The organism is Erythrobacter sp. S57(2025), from assembly GCF_057365055.1.
Window position 1 is genome coordinate 1,645,794 of the sequence record NZ_CP200299.1, and the last position, 18,640, is coordinate 1,664,433.

20 protein-coding genes are annotated in these 18,640 nt (G+C 58.0%); 9 read left to right on the forward strand and 11 right to left on the reverse strand.

The window, feature by feature from the left end; all coding sequences use genetic code 11:
• Positions 1 to 218: 218 nt before the first annotated feature.
• The 4 genes from AC0V6N_RS07960 to AC0V6N_RS07975 form a co-directional block, all read right to left on the reverse strand.
• Entirely contained in the window at positions 219 to 695 is a 477-nt protein-coding gene (locus AC0V6N_RS07960) for a MarR family winged helix-turn-helix transcriptional regulator (RefSeq protein ID WP_486171037.1), read from the reverse strand.
• Complete coding sequence (locus AC0V6N_RS07965) at positions 688 to 1,833, reverse strand: Acg family FMN-binding oxidoreductase (protein WP_486171038.1); 1,146 nt, start codon at positions 1,831 to 1,833, stop codon at positions 688 to 690. Before AC0V6N_RS07965 ends, AC0V6N_RS07960 begins: the two co-directional genes overlap by 8 nt.
• Positions 1,834 to 2,012: 179 nt before the next feature.
• A complete protein-coding gene (locus AC0V6N_RS07970; protein ID WP_486171039.1) occupies positions 2,013 to 2,753 on the reverse strand; it encodes a TM2 domain-containing protein in 741 nt (246 codons plus the stop codon).
• A gap of 85 nt (positions 2,754 to 2,838) precedes the next feature.
• Positions 2,839 to 3,306 carry a nuclear transport factor 2 family protein gene (locus AC0V6N_RS07975; RefSeq protein ID WP_486171040.1) on the reverse strand — a complete coding sequence of 156 codons (468 nt, stop codon included), beginning with the start codon at positions 3,304 to 3,306 and terminating at the stop codon, positions 2,839 to 2,841.
• Between the two features lie 96 nt (positions 3,307 to 3,402).
• Here AC0V6N_RS07975 and AC0V6N_RS07980 point away from each other — a divergent pair, with 96 nt between their 5' ends.
• The 4 genes from AC0V6N_RS07980 (at position 3,403) to AC0V6N_RS07995 (ending at position 8,931) form a co-directional block, all read left to right on the forward strand.
• Positions 3,403 to 6,168 (forward strand): ATP-dependent DNA helicase, encoded by a 2,766-nt coding sequence (locus tag AC0V6N_RS07980; protein ID WP_486172449.1) that lies wholly within the window; start codon positions 3,403 to 3,405, stop codon positions 6,166 to 6,168.
• Positions 6,165 to 7,232 carry a helix-turn-helix domain-containing protein gene (locus tag AC0V6N_RS07985; RefSeq protein WP_486171041.1) on the forward strand — a complete coding sequence of 356 codons (1,068 nt, stop codon included), beginning with the start codon at positions 6,165 to 6,167 and terminating at the stop codon, positions 7,230 to 7,232. Before AC0V6N_RS07980 ends, AC0V6N_RS07985 begins: the two co-directional genes overlap by 4 nt.
• Before the next feature lie 106 nt (positions 7,233 to 7,338).
• Positions 7,339 to 8,181, forward strand: a complete 843-nt coding sequence (locus tag AC0V6N_RS07990) for a sterol desaturase family protein (RefSeq protein ID WP_486171042.1) — start codon at positions 7,339 to 7,341, stop codon at positions 8,179 to 8,181.
• A gap of 207 nt (positions 8,182 to 8,388) precedes the next feature.
• Complete coding sequence (locus AC0V6N_RS07995; RefSeq protein WP_486171043.1) at positions 8,389 to 8,931, forward strand: SixA phosphatase family protein; 543 nt, start codon at positions 8,389 to 8,391, stop codon at positions 8,929 to 8,931.
• Here the strand turns inward: AC0V6N_RS07995 and soxR are convergent.
• Positions 8,928 to 9,395: a redox-sensitive transcriptional activator SoxR gene (gene soxR, locus AC0V6N_RS08000; RefSeq protein ID WP_486171044.1), complete on the reverse strand. Its 468-nt coding sequence runs from the start codon at positions 9,393 to 9,395 to the stop codon at positions 8,928 to 8,930. The two genes, AC0V6N_RS07995 and soxR, sit on opposite strands and share 4 nt — an antisense overlap.
• Positions 9,396 to 9,524: 129 nt before the next feature.
• Between soxR and AC0V6N_RS08005 the strand changes: the two genes are divergently transcribed.
• Positions 9,525 to 9,929 (forward strand): VOC family protein, encoded by a 405-nt coding sequence (locus AC0V6N_RS08005; RefSeq protein ID WP_486171045.1) that lies wholly within the window; start codon positions 9,525 to 9,527, stop codon positions 9,927 to 9,929.
• Positions 9,930 to 9,978: 49 nt separating this feature from the next.
• Here the strand turns inward: AC0V6N_RS08005 and AC0V6N_RS08010 are convergent, their stop codons facing one another.
• The 3 genes from AC0V6N_RS08010 to AC0V6N_RS08020 are packed head-to-tail and all read right to left on the reverse strand — an operon-like array spanning position 9,979 to position 11,935.
• Positions 9,979 to 10,620 (reverse strand): SOS response-associated peptidase, encoded by a 642-nt coding sequence (locus AC0V6N_RS08010; protein ID WP_486171046.1) that lies wholly within the window; start codon positions 10,618 to 10,620, stop codon positions 9,979 to 9,981.
• On the reverse strand, positions 10,620 to 11,555 hold the full coding sequence (gene ubiA, locus AC0V6N_RS08015; RefSeq protein WP_486171047.1) for a 4-hydroxybenzoate octaprenyltransferase: 936 nt from the start codon (positions 11,553 to 11,555) through the stop codon (positions 10,620 to 10,622). Before ubiA ends, AC0V6N_RS08010 begins: the two co-directional genes overlap by 1 nt.
• The gene (locus AC0V6N_RS08020; protein WP_486171048.1) at positions 11,552 to 11,935 is read right to left on the reverse strand and encodes a hypothetical protein; all 384 of its coding nucleotides are present in this window, start codon (positions 11,933 to 11,935) and stop codon (positions 11,552 to 11,554) included. Before AC0V6N_RS08020 ends, ubiA begins: the two co-directional genes overlap by 4 nt.
• A gap of 40 nt (positions 11,936 to 11,975) precedes the next feature.
• Between AC0V6N_RS08020 and AC0V6N_RS08025 the strand changes: the two genes are divergently transcribed.
• The 4 genes from AC0V6N_RS08025 to AC0V6N_RS08040 all read left to right on the forward strand — a co-directional run bounded on the left by AC0V6N_RS08025 (position 11,976) and on the right by AC0V6N_RS08040 (position 14,822).
• Positions 11,976 to 12,731: a 16S rRNA (uracil(1498)-N(3))-methyltransferase gene (locus AC0V6N_RS08025; RefSeq protein WP_486171049.1), complete on the forward strand. Its 756-nt coding sequence runs from the start codon at positions 11,976 to 11,978 to the stop codon at positions 12,729 to 12,731.
• An 86-nt stretch (positions 12,732 to 12,817) separates the two neighbouring features.
• A complete protein-coding gene (locus tag AC0V6N_RS08030; protein ID WP_486171050.1) occupies positions 12,818 to 14,188 on the forward strand; it encodes a glutamate--cysteine ligase in 1,371 nt (456 codons plus the stop codon).
• A 13-nt stretch (positions 14,189 to 14,201) separates the two neighbouring features.
• The gene (locus tag AC0V6N_RS08035; RefSeq protein WP_486171051.1) at positions 14,202 to 14,504 is read left to right on the forward strand and encodes a putative quinol monooxygenase; all 303 of its coding nucleotides are present in this window, start codon (positions 14,202 to 14,204) and stop codon (positions 14,502 to 14,504) included.
• Positions 14,505 to 14,519: 15 nt separating this feature from the next.
• Positions 14,520 to 14,822, forward strand: coding sequence for a putative quinol monooxygenase (locus AC0V6N_RS08040; RefSeq protein ID WP_486171052.1), 303 nt, complete (start codon positions 14,520 to 14,522; stop codon positions 14,820 to 14,822).
• A 27-nt stretch (positions 14,823 to 14,849) separates the two neighbouring features.
• Here the strand turns inward: AC0V6N_RS08040 and AC0V6N_RS08045 are convergent, their stop codons facing one another.
• From AC0V6N_RS08045 to AC0V6N_RS08055, 3 genes are all read right to left on the reverse strand, one after another.
• Positions 14,850 to 16,256 carry a methyltransferase family protein gene (locus AC0V6N_RS08045; RefSeq protein WP_486171053.1) on the reverse strand — a complete coding sequence of 469 codons (1,407 nt, stop codon included), beginning with the start codon at positions 16,254 to 16,256 and terminating at the stop codon, positions 14,850 to 14,852.
• Between the two features lie 109 nt (positions 16,257 to 16,365).
• Positions 16,366 to 17,706: a PQQ-binding-like beta-propeller repeat protein gene (locus AC0V6N_RS08050; RefSeq protein WP_486171054.1), complete on the reverse strand. Its 1,341-nt coding sequence runs from the start codon at positions 17,704 to 17,706 to the stop codon at positions 16,366 to 16,368.
• Positions 17,707 to 17,736: 30 nt separating this feature from the next.
• Positions 17,737 to 18,552 carry a tetratricopeptide repeat protein gene (locus AC0V6N_RS08055; protein ID WP_486171055.1) on the reverse strand — a complete coding sequence of 272 codons (816 nt, stop codon included), beginning with the start codon at positions 18,550 to 18,552 and terminating at the stop codon, positions 17,737 to 17,739.
• Positions 18,553 to 18,640 lie beyond the last annotated feature (88 nt).

Consider the following 18,640-nt stretch of genomic DNA (forward strand, 5'->3'; position numbering starts at 1 on the left):
GTTCCCGATGCGGCGCGCGCGGTGGACCGCGCAAGGGTATGCTTTGAAAATAATGGAACAGCCCGCAAACCCGCAGAACTCCGGGGTTCAGCGGCACTTTGGGCGCCGCTAACTGTCACCTTTCGTGCGAAAGCGTGTTGGAATTGCTGATTGGACATAGCGGGCAAAGCATATGCGTTTCACCGCCTGTAGGACAGCAGCCACCCCAAAAACTGCGCTCAATCGCGATCTGCATCAAGAACTTCGCGCAGCTGCGCAAGCTCGCTGACGAGGCGCGGCATATCCAAAGCTTCCACCAACGGCCCGATGCGTGCAAACAACACCTCGGTTGCCTTGACCGCTTCATTGCGCGCCGAGCGACCCTTTTCGGTAATCCAGACCCGCTTGGTGCGGCCATCGCCCTGACCCGGTCTTATCTCAACAAAGCCAGCGCGTTCAAGCTTACGCAATGTGGCCGTCATGCTCGGCCGCGTCACTTGAAAGGCTGAGGCAAGCGCGCTTGGCGTCTTGCCATCGCCCAATCGCACCGCATTGTTCAAAACGCCAAACATCGCAGTGTTCAGCGGTGGGGGCAAAACTTCGCGAAAGGCTGCGTTCGACAATTGGCTAATGATACCGATCTCATTGAACAGTTGATAGGCAATGGGGTCGCCAGCAGGCTGCTCTTTTAAGGATCTAGTTTTGTCGTCAGGCATCAACCAACTTTGCTTCTAACGGCCAGCGCGGGCTCGCAGGCACTTCCGGGCCATAGCCGACCCGAGCAAGCATCTGAATAGTCTCACCGCCGGGCGCAAGCAATTCGCGCAATTCGGAATAGAGCGTCGCCATCTCGGGAAACTCCTGAAGCGTGTGGCTCCAAGGGTGAACAGCGACGCCTTGCGATTGAGCGGCAAGGTTCAACCGGATCCATGCGGCACCGGCCTGCAACTGCTCTTCGCGGCTATTGACCGGCGTTGTGATCCACGCCCAATGCTTCGTGCTTTCAACCATGGTGCGGTACATGTCGAAGCCGCTTTGATAGGCATAACTGCCCGGCGTATCGAGCGTTTCGGGCGTAACAATGCCAGCAGCATGGCCCGCGCTCAAAAACGCGCCGCCCATATCGATCCCATCGGGCTGCGCCACAATCGCTTTATTGCCAAACCGCATGAGTTCGATGCTTTCGCGCCGCGTGGCTGCGGTCTCTTGCTCAACTTGCCAACCTTTCCAAGCATTGGCCTTAACCGCTTCGAATTGCTCAGCGCTTTGCGTGTGACCGAACTGAACGGGTGCGCTTACGGCCGCGGCGATTTCGGCAAAGGTGTCATCCAAAACAGCCCTGTCGATATAGTTCTCTTTATTAGAACGGCGCGTCAATGCGCTGGCAAACAAAGGATCGCGCGTTGGCCGATCAGCGACAAATGTCACACTCGCGATGCGGCCAGTGCCCAGACGAGGTTGCCCCTCACCATCTGGAAATGCTTCGATATTGGCGCTGTAGCCAAGCTGTGCAGCGGCCTGCCTCAACAGCTCAATCATGCACCCGAAACCGATGGTGATCTGCCGATCAAAGGGATCAGTATGCGGCAATCTCCGCTCTAGATCGCATGCGACGTCGATCCGATCCTCGCCCACCAAGGCGAACTGCCAAGGTTGAATATTATGAGGATTGGGCGCGAGGATCGCATAAGAAAGCGCGCTAAGCCTAGCATCAGCGAACCCTCCACCTGCCGCAGTCCAAGGCGCAGAGGCGCGTGCGAGTGAAGGGTTCGCAAGCATGTGCCATCCACCCGCGATCGTGACCGCAGCTGCGGCTCCGCCAAACATTAATATCTTTCTACGTGTCGCTGCCATTGTGCGCTCCTGATTCGATATATTTAGTTAGCTATCTAACTATTATGCCGCCTGTCAAGAAGAGGGTACAGCACCATGACTTTGTTATTTAAGGGAAGTGGCTCTTAGTGGATCAGCGCATCATGGTGCTTGCTCACCGAGTTTAAGCGCCCCTAGACCACAACAGATCCAAGGCGACCTTACGCAAAAATCCCGCGATAATCATGCTCGGCTTGGAATTTCTTCAGCATTCCCGGGATCATAAACAGATCGCCAAAAATCCAGCAGCACCAAACGACGATGCCAAGAAGGCCGATGGGCGGGAAGATGAATAGCGTCACAAGGCTGAACATCCATAGCGCCATTTGAATGATCGCGCTGTCTTTCTGACCGCAGTAAAAGCGGTGCAGCGAAAACTGGCCTAAGACAAACCAGAGCAAATAGGCGATGCCCAGATTGCGCCCTGCCGGATCGCCGAAGAAGAAATTGGTCCTTGGCGCGTCATAGGTTCCCAAAGAACCACCGCTGTAAGAGCGGCCGCCATCTGCCATTTGGCGGGCGGCTTGTTTGATTTCCAGCGCCTGTTGAGCGCTCATCTCACCAGAGCCACTATTATAACCGGGCCCCATATTGCTGCCGGTCGACACGCCCAGCCCCAACGGCTGAGCAGGACGGCGCATTTGCATATGGCTCGGCTCACTCGGCTTAACGTTGCGCAAATTGATGAGCGGATCGTGTTCAGGCGCTGCTGATGGAGCTGTCGGGCTATGCCCGGCCGCACGCGCGCGCTCAGCGGCGATAAAAGCCTCTCGCTTCGCCGCGATATCATCCGCAGGCGCTGCGCTGGCAATCGGCGTTCCAGCAGGTGCGGCGCGGCCAAAGCCACCCGTTTGCACAGGCGCTGTTTCACCCGGCGCCAATCCTTTACGACCAAAGCTCATCTTTTATCCTCTGAAAAGCCGGGCACTGGATTAAGGTGAAACGGTTAAAAATCGCTTAGAAAACACAGGGTAATTCGCGGCCGGGTTAAAGGCTGGCAGTGAGCGATCCATCGGCCTGCTGATAGATCAACAGGTAGTTGGTGCTGATATAGCTGACTTTGCCGTCAGTGACCTCGATTTCCATGGCTGAGCAGCACACTTCCTCGCCATTGGGCAGAACGAAGCCTGCAGATACGAAAACTAATTGATCCGTAACTTCGCTGTCGAAGATTTTGAGCTGCGGTGCGCCGGGTCTGAAGTTAGGCCGGTACAGCTCTTTGATTTGCGCGTGTCCGCGGATGACCTGTCCGCTTATGTAAATTTCGGCATCGGGTGAGAACGTCGCCACAAACGCGTCGAGATCACCCGCGCGATACGCATCGACATTGTTCTGGACGGCGGCAATTCTCGCCTCCGTCTCAGCGCTGACATCTGCTGCTGCCTGTTCTTGGGCGGCCACAGGAATTGCGAGCGCCATGCACGGCGCTGCTAGATAAAGGGCGATGTTTTTCACGTTCGCGTCCTCCAAACACTCGGTCAAACCACAGAACTATCTAGCCGATCCGTTTACATATCGTTTGCATCGCATCATCGTGACTTGACCGTGGAAATTCAGCCCCTCCCCCTTCCCGCGCTGCATGCAAGTCATGGCGGCAATTGGTTGCGCCCGGCAAATGGCGCGACGGGCGCCGTGTCGAAAGGCGAGGCGATCATGGCGGCGGCGGATACGCCGGTGCTGCTGCTGAACGCGCCGCTGGTGGCAAATCGGCTGGGCTATCCTGATTTATCGGGCTTGGACCTGCTGGAGCTGTTCGCCTTTGTGCACCCGGCAAGGTTTTGCGTGCCGACCCCGCGCGGGCTGGCGCAGGCCTTGGAGCTAGACGAGCCAGCCAGCGACGACAAGGTGCCCGAGTTCTTGGCACGCGCAGCTGGAGCAATGGTGGCAGTGTGCGAAGACCCTGAATGGTTTGAGCGGCAAGGCGCATGGTCAGCGCTGCAATCGCTAGAGCGGCTGCGTTGGCCGTGGGCGCAAGTGATCAAGCCGCATGTTGCGAGGCCCGAAAAGGCCGAGAAATGGCTCTTTTCCACTTTGCCCGAATGGGAAGAGACCGGCGAACGCGCGCCGCCCCGTCAGGTGGAATTGCCCGAAGACCATGTGCTCGATCAACTTGATGCGCTAACCGGAGAAGACGCGGAGAAACGCGAAGGCCAACGCGCCTACGCCAAGGACGTCGCACGCATCTTTGCCCCGCGGACAGCGCGCGAAGTGCCGCATATTGCTTTGGCGCAAGCGGGAACGGGGATCGGCAAGACGCTGGGCTATCTGGCGCCATCTTCGCTATGGGCAGGCGCTTCGGGTGGAACGGTCTGGGTCTCAACTTTTACCAAGAACTTGCAACGGCAATTGCGCAGCGAGAGCCGCCGAGCTTGGCCGGTTAAGCGCCCGGATGGAACGCCGCCTGTGGTGGTGCGAAAGGGACGCGAGAATTACCTTTGCCTCCTCAATCTCGAAGATGCGCTGCAAGGCGGCTTTGCCGGGCGTCCTGCCATCCTCGCGCATCTGGTCGCGCGCTGGGCGGCGTTCACGCGCGATGGCGATATGATCGGCGGTGACTTGCCCGGGTGGCTTGGCACATTGTTCCGCAAGCGCGGCATTGCCGCCCTCACCGATCAACGCGGCGAATGCGTCTATGCCGGGTGCCCGCACTACCGAAAGTGCTTTATCGAACGTGCCGCACGGGACTCAGCGCAGGCTGATCTGGTGATCGCCAACCACGCGCTAGTTATGGTCAATGCAGCGCGTGGCCGCGACCACGCACAGCGGCCCACCCGCATTGTCTTCGACGAGGGCCACCACGTCTTCGAAGCTGCCGACAGCACCTTTGCGGCCACGCTTTCAGGGCAAGAGGCGATTGAGCTGCGGCGCTGGATCATTGGCCCTGAACGCAAGAACAAAGGCCGCCGTCGTGGCCTCTCGGCGCGCCTGGCTGATGTCGCCAGCTATGACGACGAAGGCGGCGAAGCCATTGAGGATGCGTGCGAGGCGAGCAAATTGCTCCCCGGCGAAGGGTGGCTGCAACGCCTGACCGAAGGCGAACCCGCTGGCCCTGTCGAAACACTCCTTTCAGCTGTGCGCACCGCGACCTATGCCCGCGATGAAAGCGGCGGACAGGAAGCGGGATACGGGATTGAAACCGAAGCAAGCGGGTTGCCGCGTGAAGTGATTGAGGCGGCAGGCAATGCTGCGCAGGCGCTGGCCAGCATTCGCGGACCTTTGATCCGGCTGGGCGGAAGGCTTGAGGCTGTACTCGCCGACCCGCCCGATTGGCTCGATGGACAAGGCAGAGCACGGATCGAAGGCGCGCGTTTCTCGCTGCAATGGCGGGTTGATCTGCTCAATTCTTGGGGCGCGCTGCTGGAGCGGTTGGGTGGCCCGGCGGATCCTGAGTTCGTCGATTGGCTCGCTGTCGACCGCTCTGATGCGCGCGAATTTGACGTCGCGATCCACCGACGTTGGCTCGATCCGATGAAGCCGTTTGCAAAAGTCGTGCTCGAACCAGCGCACGGCGTGATGCTGACCAGCGCGACACTAACCGACCGAATAGGCGCTGAAGCCGGAGATCCGTGGGAGTCTGCCATCGCGCGCTCTGGCTCCGTTCACACCGAAGCAGAGCCGATGCTTTCCGCAGCCAATAGCCCGTTTGACTATGCCAGCCGCGCCGAAGTGCTGATCGTCACCGACGTGAAGAAAGGCGATCTTCCCGGCCTTGCGGGCGCCTATGCGCGGCTGATCGAAGCCAGCGAAGGCGGCGTGCTTGGCCTATTCACCGCGATCCGCCGGATGCGCGCGGTGCATGGTCGCATTGCCGACCGATTGGCGCGCGAAGGCCTGCCGATTTACGCTCAGCATGTCGACCCGATCGACACCGGAACACTGGTCGATATATTCCGGGATGATCCACGCGCCAGCCTGATGGGCACCGATGCGCTGCGCGACGGCGTTGATGTACCGGGCCGATCTCTGCGCTGCGTCGTCATGGAAGCCGTCCCGTGGCCGCGCCCCGACATTCTGCACAAGGCTCGCCGCGCAGCTGGGGGCGGTGGCACCTATGATGACCGCATCATCCGCGCCCGCCTTGCCCAAGCGTTTGGCCGACTAATCCGTAATAAGGATGATGCCGGCCATTTCGTCGTCCTGTCCGCTGCCTTCCCCTCCCGCCTGCTCAGCGCTTTCCCCGAAGGCACGAGCGTGCGCCGCGTCACGCTGGATGAAGCCTTGGCGCGGGTCAAAGACGGTTTGATCGGCGAAGATGCAACCGCTTCCGCCGAAGAGACTTCACAGAACGCGATCAATATCCCAGATAAGTCTGCATGATCGAGAACATCGACTATTTCGTGCGTATTCTGTCAGTCGGGGCCAGCCTGATGTTGCTGGCGCAGGTCGTCGAAGGGGAAATGCGCGGCAGCTTAAAATTCTCGCTGGTAGGCCTGTTGGTCAGCGTAATCGCATATGTGATCAATTCCACACCTGCATTGGAACCGGCAGGTTGGGCGGACGACGCGCTAAACCTTGTATCAATGACACCGCCATTTTGGGCGTGGCTATTTGCGCGCAGACTGTTTGAGCGCGAACCAAGGCGTCATATTGCGCAATTGGCCATCGCCGCGCTTTTCGTTTCTTGGGTGATCGGCACGTTCTTCGCCTCGCTCGACCCGTTGGCATTTTACGCAAACCGCACCATCTCGCTTTTGCTGATCGTCGATCTGGTCCGGGTTGCCTTCATCGACAGGGAAGATGACCTGATCGAAAAGCGCCGCGTTATTCGGCTGGTCTTGCCCGTACTGATCGGTGCTCAAACGGCGCTGGTGTTGATTTACGAGATATTTCGCGGGCCCACCGCTGATTTCGCATGGGCGCAGTTCATCAATGGGGTACTGATCCTGCTGATAACACTGTTTTCCGGAATTGCTCTGCTCAAGGCAGACCCCGAATTATTGGTGGCAACCGAAGAAAAGCCGGAACCTGAAGCGGATACCCTGCCCGACCTTTCCCCTGCCGAAACCGTGCTGCACGATAAGCTTACCGCAGCGATGGCAGAAGGCGCATACCGCGAACCTGGTCTGACAATCGCAAAGCTCGCAGACCAACTCGACACGCCCGAACACCGTCTTCGCGCTCTCATCAATCAGCGCATGGGTTATCGCAATTTCAGCGCCTTCTTAAACCGGCACCGCATCACAGAAGCTCGCGCAAAGCTGTCCAATCGCGACGATGTGGATCTGCCCGTGCTCACCATCGCGATGGATTTGGGATATAATTCGCTGCCGACCTTCAACCGTGCCTTTCGCAGTGAGACAGGCACAACACCCAGTGATTTCAGGCGCTTGGCGATCAGTGACAGCGCCGATGAGCCCGCCTTGGAGACTGTTCAAAACTGAAAAAGCGCGGTCAGATTCAAAAACGACCAGCATTTTTCGGGTCTGAGGAGATTTTGCTCGGCGCGGCTGTCACACCGTTGTGCATCCCGCTACTAAGGATCACGAAATGACCGCAACGCCCGAACCAAGCAGCCTCGAATACGCCGTCACACGCGTTAGTGAGCACTTTATGAATGTGCTCTATTTCGACCTTGGCCGCTATTTAATCGCGGCGGGCGTTTGCACCATCTTCCTGCTCGTATTTCGCAGCTGGGCCAGCGCGCGGCGCATCCAGCGCAGCCGAAAGGCAAGCATGGCGGATTACCGTCGCGAAGTGCTCTCATCCTTGCGTACGGTGTTCGTCTTTGCAGTAGTTACCTTAGCGACGTTGGTGGGCCGCGAGACGGGTGTGATCCAGCTCAAACTCGAAGAAGCACCGATGATAACGGTCGCGTGGCAATTTGCGCTGATTGTGCTGATGCATGATGCGTGGTTTTATTGGATCCACCGCGCGATGCACACGAAAGCTCTGTTTCGCCTCACCCACCTTCACCACCATAAGTCGCGTACGCCAACGCCCTGGACTGCTTACAGTTTCACAACCATCGAAGCAGCGTTGGAAGCTGTGTTCATGCCGCTATTCCTGCTGGTGACGAGCTTGGTCGGCATCCAATATGCAGGTTTCGCGCTGCTGCTATTCCTGTGGCACATGATCATTCGCAATGTGATGGCGCATGCGGGCAGTGAACTGTTTCCCGCAGGCTGGGTTGATAACCGCTGGACCGATTGGATCAGCACCACCACGCATCACGATCTGCACCATTCCTCTGGCCACAATTACGGGTTTTACTTCACGTTTTGGGACCGCCTGATGGGGACCGAGCACCCACGGTACAAGGAAGAGTTTCGCAAAAGCGCCAAGCCCATCCGCCTGCCATCCATCGGTCGCAAAGCTGCCGAGCAGGTCTGATTTAAAGCTTCAATTCTCGGGCAAGTGCAGTCCTCGCACTTGCCTGACCCGCGGCAGTTTTGTGCACGCCCTCCCCAGTTCGTCCTCCCCAGATGGAATACGAATGGCGCGCGCGGGACTGCCGCATTTGCTTTGCGCCGCATTGCTGCCATAGGGTGACGCGCAGCGCCTTTGACCGTCAAAGGCCGGTGGGAAAGCAGAACAACCGTGAAGATCCTTGGCATATTTCGCCATGCAAAGTCCGAATGGGAAGCGGGCGTCACGCGCGATTTTGATCGCGGGCTAAACGCGCGCGGCTGCGACGGCGCTGGCCTGATTGGGGATCACATTCGATCACACGGAGTGGCTTGGGACAAAGTCGTCGCCAGCCCTGCGGTCCGCGTAAAAGACACGATTGATCTTGCCATCCCAGAGATGAAAACGGTCTATGATCAGAAGCTCTACCTCGCCAGCCCAGACACGATCATGGAAGTGATCGCCGCGCATGCGATGGGCGAAGACGGCGAAGAGGCTGAGGCAGTTATGGTTTCTGGCCACAATCCAGGCTTACAGGAATTGATTTTGGAGCTGGTCTCACCGGCGCATGAGAACGACCTTTTCAAAGAGGCAGCGGTGAAGTTTCCAACCGCAGCCTTTGCGGTGCTCGAATGCAATATCGACAGTTGGGCCGACCTTAAGAAGTTCACTGGCAAGCTGGTACATTTTGCGCGCCCTCGTGACTTGGACCCTGAGCTAGGGCCTGAATTCTAAGACGCTTTGGGCGGATCGAGCACGTAGCGCGGCCCTGCCCCCAGCTGCGCCATTTTGTCATCCGGATTATAGATCGCGCAGCGTTTCAGGCTGAGACACCCGCAGCCAATGCACCCATCGAGCCGGTCACGCATGGATTGCATCTGCGCGATCTTACGGTCGAGTACAGCGCGGATCGAACGGCTGATCGCCTCCCAATCGCGCGCATTGGGCGTGCGGCCATGGGGCAATTTTCGCATCTCTTCGTCAATTTCACCCAGCGTCAGGCCAAGCTGCTGAGCGATCAGGATAAAGCTGACCCGGCGAATGTCGGAGCGTAAAAAGCGCCGTTGATTGCCGGATGTGCGCACCGGCTCAATAAGGCCTTTGTCCTCATAAAAGCGGATCGCGGAAACCGACAGCCCCGTGCGCCGTGCCATTTCACCTATGGGGATGAGATCGTTTTTGGATAGAGGTTTTGCCATGAAGCGAGAGGTATCGCAAAAATAGCTTGATCTCAAGTTAGCTTGAGGTTGCATGATGACTGCACACAATGATTCGCAAGGCTCGGTTGAAGCAACACTTCGACCCGCCGCTTAGACAGGAGTGCAACCATGCCCACCGGACGTATCGAACACGCCAACCTCACCGTCACGCAGCCGGAACGCAGCGCGGAGCTGTTCAAGCAATTATGCGGATGGGAGGAGCGCTGGCGCGGTCATTCAAAGCTGGGCGGTGACACGATCCATATCGGCGAGCCGAGAAATGGCGCGACTTATCTGGCGCTCTATACCAATGATGATGTGCGGGCGGAAAGCCCACGCAAATACTCCAAAGGCCAGCCGCTGAACCATATGGGTTTATTGGTCGATGATCTGGACGAGGCTGAGAATGTAGTCGCTGCCGCAGGGCTCAATGCGTTTGGTCATGATGACTACGAACCCGGCAAGCGCTTTTACTTCTTCGATTGGGACGGGATAGAATTTGAAGTGGTCTCCTATGTGGGAGAAGCAGCATGAACGAGCCGCTATTGCGCGAACCCATGTTCGGCCCGCCCAGCAATAACGATCAGAACAAATCTTTTTGGACCGTTGCGCCCCCATTAGCCCCCTGCGTCCAAGGCTGGTCGGTATGGTCAATGCTCAAATCACCCGTCCATGCTGTGCAAAGAGCCTTTGCCTCTTCTGGCGATCCTGAGACCCAGCCTTGATAGTCCTCAGCCCGCAACAGCACCGGCATCCGGCTGTGGATCGCTTCCGCAGCCGATCCGGCGCTGTCGGTCATCACCATGGAATAGCATGTTCCGAATTCGTCTGATTGCCGCCAAACACCTGCGCAAGCGAACAGCTCAGTATCGGGCAGGTTCATCCATGTGCGGGTCTTGCCGCCCTTTGGCCCCTGCGCCTCCGCCCAGCCGGTCAGTGGGATCAGGCAGCGGCGTTCCTCAAAGGAGTAACGCCAGAAAAATCCATCCAACTTTTCAGTGCGGGCGTTGTTGACGGGCTTGGGTTTGAGCGGTTGGCCGCTCTTACCCTTCATGATGAGCGGGAAGCCCCAGCTCATTTGGCGCACTTGACCTTCCGCTACGACTAGACCGGGGAAGCCGGGATAGACCTCTTCACCGAAATTTGCGCCGCCTGCTGCATCAACCGCGTCGAACCATTTGGCGACTTCGTCCTTGGTTTTGGTCATGCGGTAGAGGTTGCACATCAGCCCGCTCCCGCATTGCCAACGACAAAACACGCCATCGCCATCAGCGCCCCTGCCCAGCGGTTTGAGCGAAACCGTTCAAGCGGGTTGTCGGGATCGGATGGATCGAGCGTCGCGATCTGCCACGTGAGGTGCAACGCCACCGGGATGAGCGCGACAAGCGCGAAGATGTCCGGGCGATAGAGCCAGACGCCCAGCCCCCACAATCCTATCGTTGCGGCATAGAATATCGCCACACCGCCCTGCACTTTACCGCCCATGCGAAGCGCAGAAGACTTGATCCCCACCAGCGCATCATCCTCGCGATCTTGCAGGGCATAGATAGTGTCAAAGCCAATCACCCAGCAGATGCAACCTGCGTAAATGGCCCCAAGAGCCTCCCAATTGTCGAACCGCAGCTGGGTCCACCCAACCAACAGCCCCCATGTAAAGACCATGCCAAGCCACGCCTGCGGCCACCAAGTGATGCGCTTCATAAACGGATAGGCAGCCACCAGTGCAAGGCTGGCAAGCGCAACAATCTGGGCCTCCAGTCGAAGCTGCAACAGCACCGCAAAGCCCACCAGACACAATGCAATCAGCCAACCCCAAGCGAGCTTCTTGCTCACCCGCCCGCTTGCCACAGGACGCAAAGCGGTACGCGCGACCTTTTTATCAAGGTCAGCATCGACGATATCGTTGTAAACACAGCCCGCCCCGCGCATCGCAATCGCGCCGACCAGCAGACAGCCCAATAGCCAGAATTGCGGCCCCGCTCCTGCCAGCCATACGCCAAACACGCAGGGCCAGAACAGCAGCCACCACCCTATTGGACGGTCGAACCGGGCAAGTTGCGCGAGGTCACGAGGCACTTGAGGCAGGCGCTCAATCAGGCCGCGATGCTCTGTGTCAGGGACAATTGTTTCAACTGGGGTTTCGGCCGGAGTGTCGCTCATGCCCGCTCCTCTAAACGAGCGGCTCGCCACCCGACAAGGCAAGCGATGAACATGACAACATTCCCTGCAAAATCGAGCATCCCGATCGAGGTCAGCACCGGCATTTCGTAGTGAAAATACCAGTTGAAGACGAAGAACGGCATCAACACGACCGCGAAGATAGCGAAGGCACGCGAAGACCACTTCACCACCAGCGCCATAATGCCGAACATCACCGCCTGAGACCCGAAACACGCCACCATAAAGCGGGTTAGAAATGTGTTCTCACGGTACGTATCAGTGATCGCAACCTCGATCACATGGCCAGGGAAGAACAGCGCCCACCCGCCAAGGCCGAGGAATACGGTCGCGATAGCAAATTGAGCGATACGCGCAGTCATGCCTTGCTCATTAACGCCCCGCACGCTTAGGGAGCAAGTCATGCCCGCTACGCCCGCCTGGCCTCCGAAAAGCGCACCGCGCCTGTTTGTGGAAGACGAACTGGGCACCGGGCGCATATTGGCGCTCGAGGGAAATCAAGCGCATTATCTGGGCAAGGTGATGCGCGTGCGCGAAGGCGACACGGTGATTCTTTGCGACAACCAAACCGGCGAATGGGCCACGCGTGTCGGGCAGGTGGAAAAGCGCCGGGTTGATGTGAGCGTGATTGAGCGTTTGAGGCCGCGCGAGGAAGTGCCTGACCTATGGCTGTGCCCTGCTCTCCTCAAGAAAGACCGCTTTGATCTTGTGCTGGAGAAAGCGACCGAGCTTGGCACGGCGCAAATTCACCCAGTTATCACAAGGCGATGTGTAGCGGATAAGCTTAACCTTGAGCGCGCGCAGACCATTGCCACTGAAGCCGCCGAGCAATGTGCAAGAACGGCTCTGCCCGAAATCGAGGCACCCGTTAAACTTGAGGCGATGCTGCGCGACTGGCCAGCAGACCGCTCACTCTTCTTCGCTGATGAAGAAGGCGGAGAACCCGCCGCAGAGGCCTTTGCTAACGCAGGCGCACCTGCTGCCATATTGATTGGCCCCGAAGGCGGCTTTGACGATGCAGAGCGTGCCGCCATTCGCGCTCACCCTCAAGCGCACGCCATCACACTCGGCCCGCGTATTTTGCGCGGCGAGACTGCCGCGATTGCTGCCATTTCCGCCTGGATGGCGCAGGCGGGGGATTGGTCGACACAAGAATGACTTGCGTCGACAAAACCAAGTTTACACTTCCCAGCGTCAATTGAGTTTTCTACGGCCACTGGAATTGAGAGGGAGGCCCCGCCCCGATGAGTACCAGAGAAGCGTCCAGTACCAATGAACCGGTGATCGAAGGTCTCGAAGACCTGACCGCTCCCATGCGTGCTGGCGAGAAGCCCAAAGACGCCTGGCGCATCGGCACCGAGCATGAGAAGCTCGTCTACAAACGCGATACTCGCCGTGCGCCTTCGTATGATGAACCTTGCGGTATCCGCGATGTCCTTAATGAGCTGACTGAGTTTGGGTGGGAGCCGATTGAGGAAGGCGGTAATGTCATCGCTCTCAAGGGCAAGGATGGCGCGGTCAGCCTGGAGCCTGCTGGGCAGTTAGAACTCTCCGGTGCTCCGCTGGAAAGTCTGCACGAAACCTGCGCGGAAACTGGCCGCCATCTGGAGCAGGTGAAGTCAATCGGCGAACGCTGCAATGTTGGCTATCTTGGCCTTGGCATGTGGCCGGACAAGACCCGCGAAGAACTGCCCGTGATGCCCAAGGGCCGGTATAAAATCATGATGGACCACATGCCCAAAGTGGGCAATTTAGGCCTCGACATGATGCTGCGGACTTGCACCATTCAGGTCAATCTCGACTATTCATCCGAAGCCGATATGGTGCAGAAATTCCGCGTGGGCCTTGCGCTGCAACCGCTTGCCACGGCGTTGTTCGCAAACTCGCCTTTCACCGAAGGCAAACCCAATGGATACCTTTCGTACCGCAGTCACATTTGGTCAGATACCGATCCGTACCGCACCGGCATGCTCCCCTTCGTATTTGAAGAGGGCTTTGGCTATGAGCGCTGGGCGGAATATATGCTCGACGTGCCCATGTATTTCGTGTTCCGTGATGGCCAGTATATCGATGCAGCAGGCCTGTCCTTCCGCGACTTTATGGATGGAAAGCTATCAGTGCTCCCCAGCGAGCGTCCGACAGCGAGCGATTGGTGGGATCACCTCTCCACCGCCTTTCCAGAAGTGCGCCTAAAAAGCTTCCTGGAGATGCGCGGCGCAGATGGTGGCCCGTGGAGCCGGATCTGCGCTTTGCCCGCCTTGTGGGTCGGCTTGCTTTACGATCAAAGCGCGCTGGATGCGGCATGGGACCTGGTCAAAGACTGGTCAATGGAAGAGCGCGAGCAGCTGCGAAATGACGCGCCAAAGCTTGGCCTTGATGCAGGCATTCCCGGTGGTGGGACAATGCAGGACCTTGGCAAAGAGGTGCTTGAGATCGCCCGTTCAGGCTTGGCCGCTCGCGGCAAGCTGAATGCGAGCGGCGACAATGAAACCGGCTATCTCGAGACACTCGATGAAATCGTGAAGACGGGCAAAGTCCCTGCACAACGCCTGCTTGATGCATACTACGGCGAGTGGGGCGAGGACGTATCGAAGGTCTATAAATACTCGTTCTAAGGGGGAGAGGCGTATGTTGATCGTTTTGGCAGAGGCCAATTTAGGCGAAGGCGCTCTTGATAAAGGCCGGGCGGCTATGGCCGCCATGGTGGAGGCATCGCGCGCCGAAGAAGGTTGCATTGCCTACACTTATGGCGTCGATGTGCTTAACCCGAGCAAGCTGATGATTGTTGAGAAATGGGTCGATGACGCCGCCCTCGCCTTCCACTTTGGAACGCCGCATATGGCTGCATTCCAACAAGCACTTTCGACGCTGGATGTGCAGATTACCGAGCTTGCGAAGTATCAAGCCGATGACGGTTCGCCCCTCAACTAATAGGAAAACAGAGCGATGATCGTTGTCACCGGCACATTCCGCGTTCCGCCCAGCATGATCGATGTCGTCGTCCCGGCAATGGAAGCGATGATCGCAGCCAGCCGCATGGAAGAAGGCTGCATCGAATACGCCTACGGCTTTGACGTGCTCGATAAAGGGTTGGTGCGGGTAAGCGAAACGTGGCGCGATCGGGAGGCACTGGAATCGCATTTTCGCACCGCGCATATGGCCGAATGGCGCGCTCAATTTGCAGCGCTAGCGATCTCCGAACGCGATCTGTTTGCCTATGAGACGGTCGATGATGGGTTTCACATTTAACCGAGTCATTTTGCGCAGAACCGCCCCCTACTCAGCGGGCTCGTGCACCGTGTCGTCGCTGTCGTGATCAGTGTTAACAGGGCCGGAGAAGCGTGCAGCAAACCGGCGCTTGATCCGGGCGAGCGGCGCGGTGATAACACCGTTCTCTTCCATCCAGTCATAATACAATTTGTACTTCGGGTCTTCGGCCAGCAAATGCGCCTCTTCAGTGCGCGCACGCCAGTAATAAATCGCATTCACAATCAGCAAAAAGAACGTGTTGCGAATTACGTCGACGGGTGAGCCACTTGTGACGAGGAACGGCATTACCGAACACCACCAAAACAGGTTTTTGGAAAGATAGGCAGGGTGGCGGGTATAGCGATATGGGCCATTCGTGAGCACCCCGCGATAGGTGAGATTGGAGAACCGAATGCCGAAAACAACGGTCGCCCAGGCATAGATCGCGGTGAGAAAAATGAGCCAGGCCGCCCATGCCCATAGCAGCGCTTCATTGCCCGCAAGCCAGTGCCCCCAACCCGCAATATTGCTCTCATAGCTCAGTATCTGGTTGCCATTGCCGATAATGCCCCAGACGAATGGAGGGTAGCAAAGCAATGCTGCAAGCCAACCGCCAAGGAATGGATTGCCAGAGCGGATATGCGCATCAAGCGGGCGCAGAGTAAACAGATAGCCGACCGTTCCGATCTGCACGTCAATGACGAACAGCAAGGTGATCAGCAGCATCCCAAACTCAACCGGATTGTTGATAATCGCTCCTGGATTGCTCTCAACTATGAAAGCAAAGCCAGGCGGCAGAATTGAGATCATGAAGGCACCAAAGAAACCTTTGATGATCCATGCACGCCAGTGTTTCTTGATCGGCTCCAGCTCCCACGCCTCGCGCCCGATCAGCATAGCGCCAAAGTGCCAAGTGCCGTCCTTTTGGTCGACCATGTAACGATCAAGCCAGATCACGTATGGCACGGAAAGCACCACCATCGGCACGATCGCAAAGCCAAGCACCTCCATCGCAAACAGGTATTGCCCATCCCAATACCAGCGTCCGAGGCAGTAGAGCCCGGCAATGATCATCCAAGTCGCCCAAAGCCCCGCGATCTTTACCGTGGAAACGTGCATCACATCATTGACGCTGCGCTTCAGGCTCCAATCAAGGCCGGTTGAGGGACGAAGATGCACTCGGTCGACCAAGACCGACCAAACGGCCATTGGCCCTGCGGTGAACAGCATTGCTGCCAGCGCGGCGTAAGGGCCTGAAAGCACGCCATATTCGCCCTCTAGTCCAATTGCATCGGCAAAGATGGGAAAGTTGCGACAAAACAAGATCCACAATGCAAGGCCCAGCAAACCGGCAAAACCGACGCCAGAGGACACATCGCTTTCAGGCAGCTCTAACGATTTGCCGGCGACGGTGGATGGAGTGTTCGCGCTCATTACCCAAGACGCATAGCGCCAAAGGGTTAATTCTTGGCTCAGATTGTGGCCTGTGTCCTAAAGGGACGCGCTCGCGGGCAGAAGGTTAACGCCCACGAACACAGTCGGCTTACTTCCAGGCGTGGATCGTACCGCTATCGTCAAGTACATACAGCATGCCGTCAGCGACAATCGGAGGCAGACTTACAGGCTGGTCGATGTCAGCAAACATTTGCGAGGAGCCTTCGCCCGTGCTGATCTTCCAGATTTCACCGCGTGAACTGGCCACCCACAGATGTCCACCAGCCAGAACGGGCCCAGTCCAGAAGATCGGGTCCTTCTTCTTCTCTTCATTGCGGAATTGCTGCAATTGGCTGATCCAGCGAACCCGGCCCGTCGAACGGGCAATGGCGAGCAGACGCGCATCATCGGTCAGTGTAAAAATCCACTCGCCTGCAATCGCAGGAGTGGAAATACCGGCAAGATTCAATTCCCAAATACGTTGCCCGGTCACCAGCTCATAGGCTGCCATTCTACCGCCCTGACCCAGCGCATAGACGCGGCCAGAATCGATGATGGGGTCAGCGTCAATATCGGTGAGCGAGCTAACGGTGGTGGAAATATTGGTCCGTGCCAAAGCATCCGCCCAAAGCGTGCGACCGTTCTCATACCGATACGCGTTCAACTCACCCGATGAATAACCAGCGATAACCGTGCCATTGCCAGCCGCCGGAGCCGCCACACCGAACACGCCGCTTTGCGCGCTTGATCCGCTTTCATTCCAGAGCAGTGAGCCGTCATTGGCATTGAGTGACAGGATCTGGTTGTCCTGCGTCATCACGAACACCTGACCAAACGCAATCGTCGGCGATCCCCGCAGCGGCCCTGCGGGTGAAACTTGCCAGGACACTTCGCCTGTCATCGCGTCCATGGACTTGGCCTCGCCCGCGCCATTGGTCGCATAAAGACGGCCATTTTCGTAGCTTACACCGCCACCGAAAGCCGAGGGACGCATATCATCAGACATCTCTGCGTCTGAGTTCCAGACGCGCGCGCCAGTATCTTTGTTAAAGGCGTGAATCGTTCCGTCAGAGCCGACCGCGTACAGCATCTCTCCGCCGATGACCGGTGCTGCGGCGAGCCTTGCGCGGTCGCTCGCACCCTCAACGCGGGCAGTCCAAACCTTGGCCGGATTTTCGGATAGAGCAAGATGGCCGTAAGATTTGCTGGCTGAACCGCCGACCTGCGCCCATTCAGGGTTGGTCTGCGCTGGTGGCAGAACAACAGAGATGCCCGCAAGCGCTGGATCAACCTGCGCACCGGTTTCGATCCGTGACAGGATAGGTGTGCGATTGCCGACGGTCGGCGTTGTTTTTTCGCCACCGCCAAACAAACCGCCGCCGCACCCTGTCACAAGGGTTGCGAGCGCACCGGCTGTCAAAACGCTTTTCATCCGCGAAAATTGCATCATGTATCTATCCGTCCAGTCTCTATTTCGTTCTTATGGTTGAGGTGCGCCAGCGGGGACCCCACCCGCTGGTCCTGCTGCAGGAGCGCCGCCCTGACTTTCGAGCAGTTCCTCAACATCCTCAATCGCATCCACGCCCAACAGGCCAGCCATTTGGCGGGCGCGCGAACGCAGGGTTTCAGGCAATTCTTCGTCTTTGGCGATTTCACCAAACAATGTGCCAGCCTCATCACGGTTGCCCGCTTCGAGGTGGGCGATGGCGACCAGTTCGCCTGCGCTGCCGAAAAAGGCATTTCCGGGAACCGCAAGGCCCTCAAGTTTCGCGATGACGTCAGCGGGATCGCGATCGTCGAAATTGGTTGCCACTTCGCGGATGAGCGCGAGATCGCGCATCGCCTGCGGTGCCTCAGCATCGGCGGAAATCGCTGCGTAAAGCTCAACCGCTCGGCCAGTGTCCTCAGCTTCGAGCGCGGAGGCCGCTTGCAGGAAGCGTGCAACAGTGCGCGCGCCTGGCGATCCATCTTCGACGAGCGGCGCGACCTTCTCAGCGGCCCCTTCGAAATCCTGCGCATCGATCGAATCAAGCGCGCTCACGATTGTCTCTGATTGACCTTCCAGCTCGGCTTCGTTGGTGCTGTCCCAGTACCAAAAGCCCAACATGCCCACGAGCAGCAGCGTCAAGGCACCGCCCAATGCAACGCCGTATTTCTTGAAAAACTCTGCCGCATCATCCTGCCGCACAGCTTCGTCAATCTCACGCATCAGCAGTTCGTCTTCGGTCGACGGCGCTGCGGGATCAGGCGAGCTGGGATTGTTATCGTCAGGCGTTTGAGTTGGAGTGCGCGCCACGGGGCGTAAATCCTCAGATAGTTGAATTCAAGTCTAACGCGGCTCTTTAGGCAGCGTGGGGGCAGCGCGCAATGGCCAGAAGACCGCC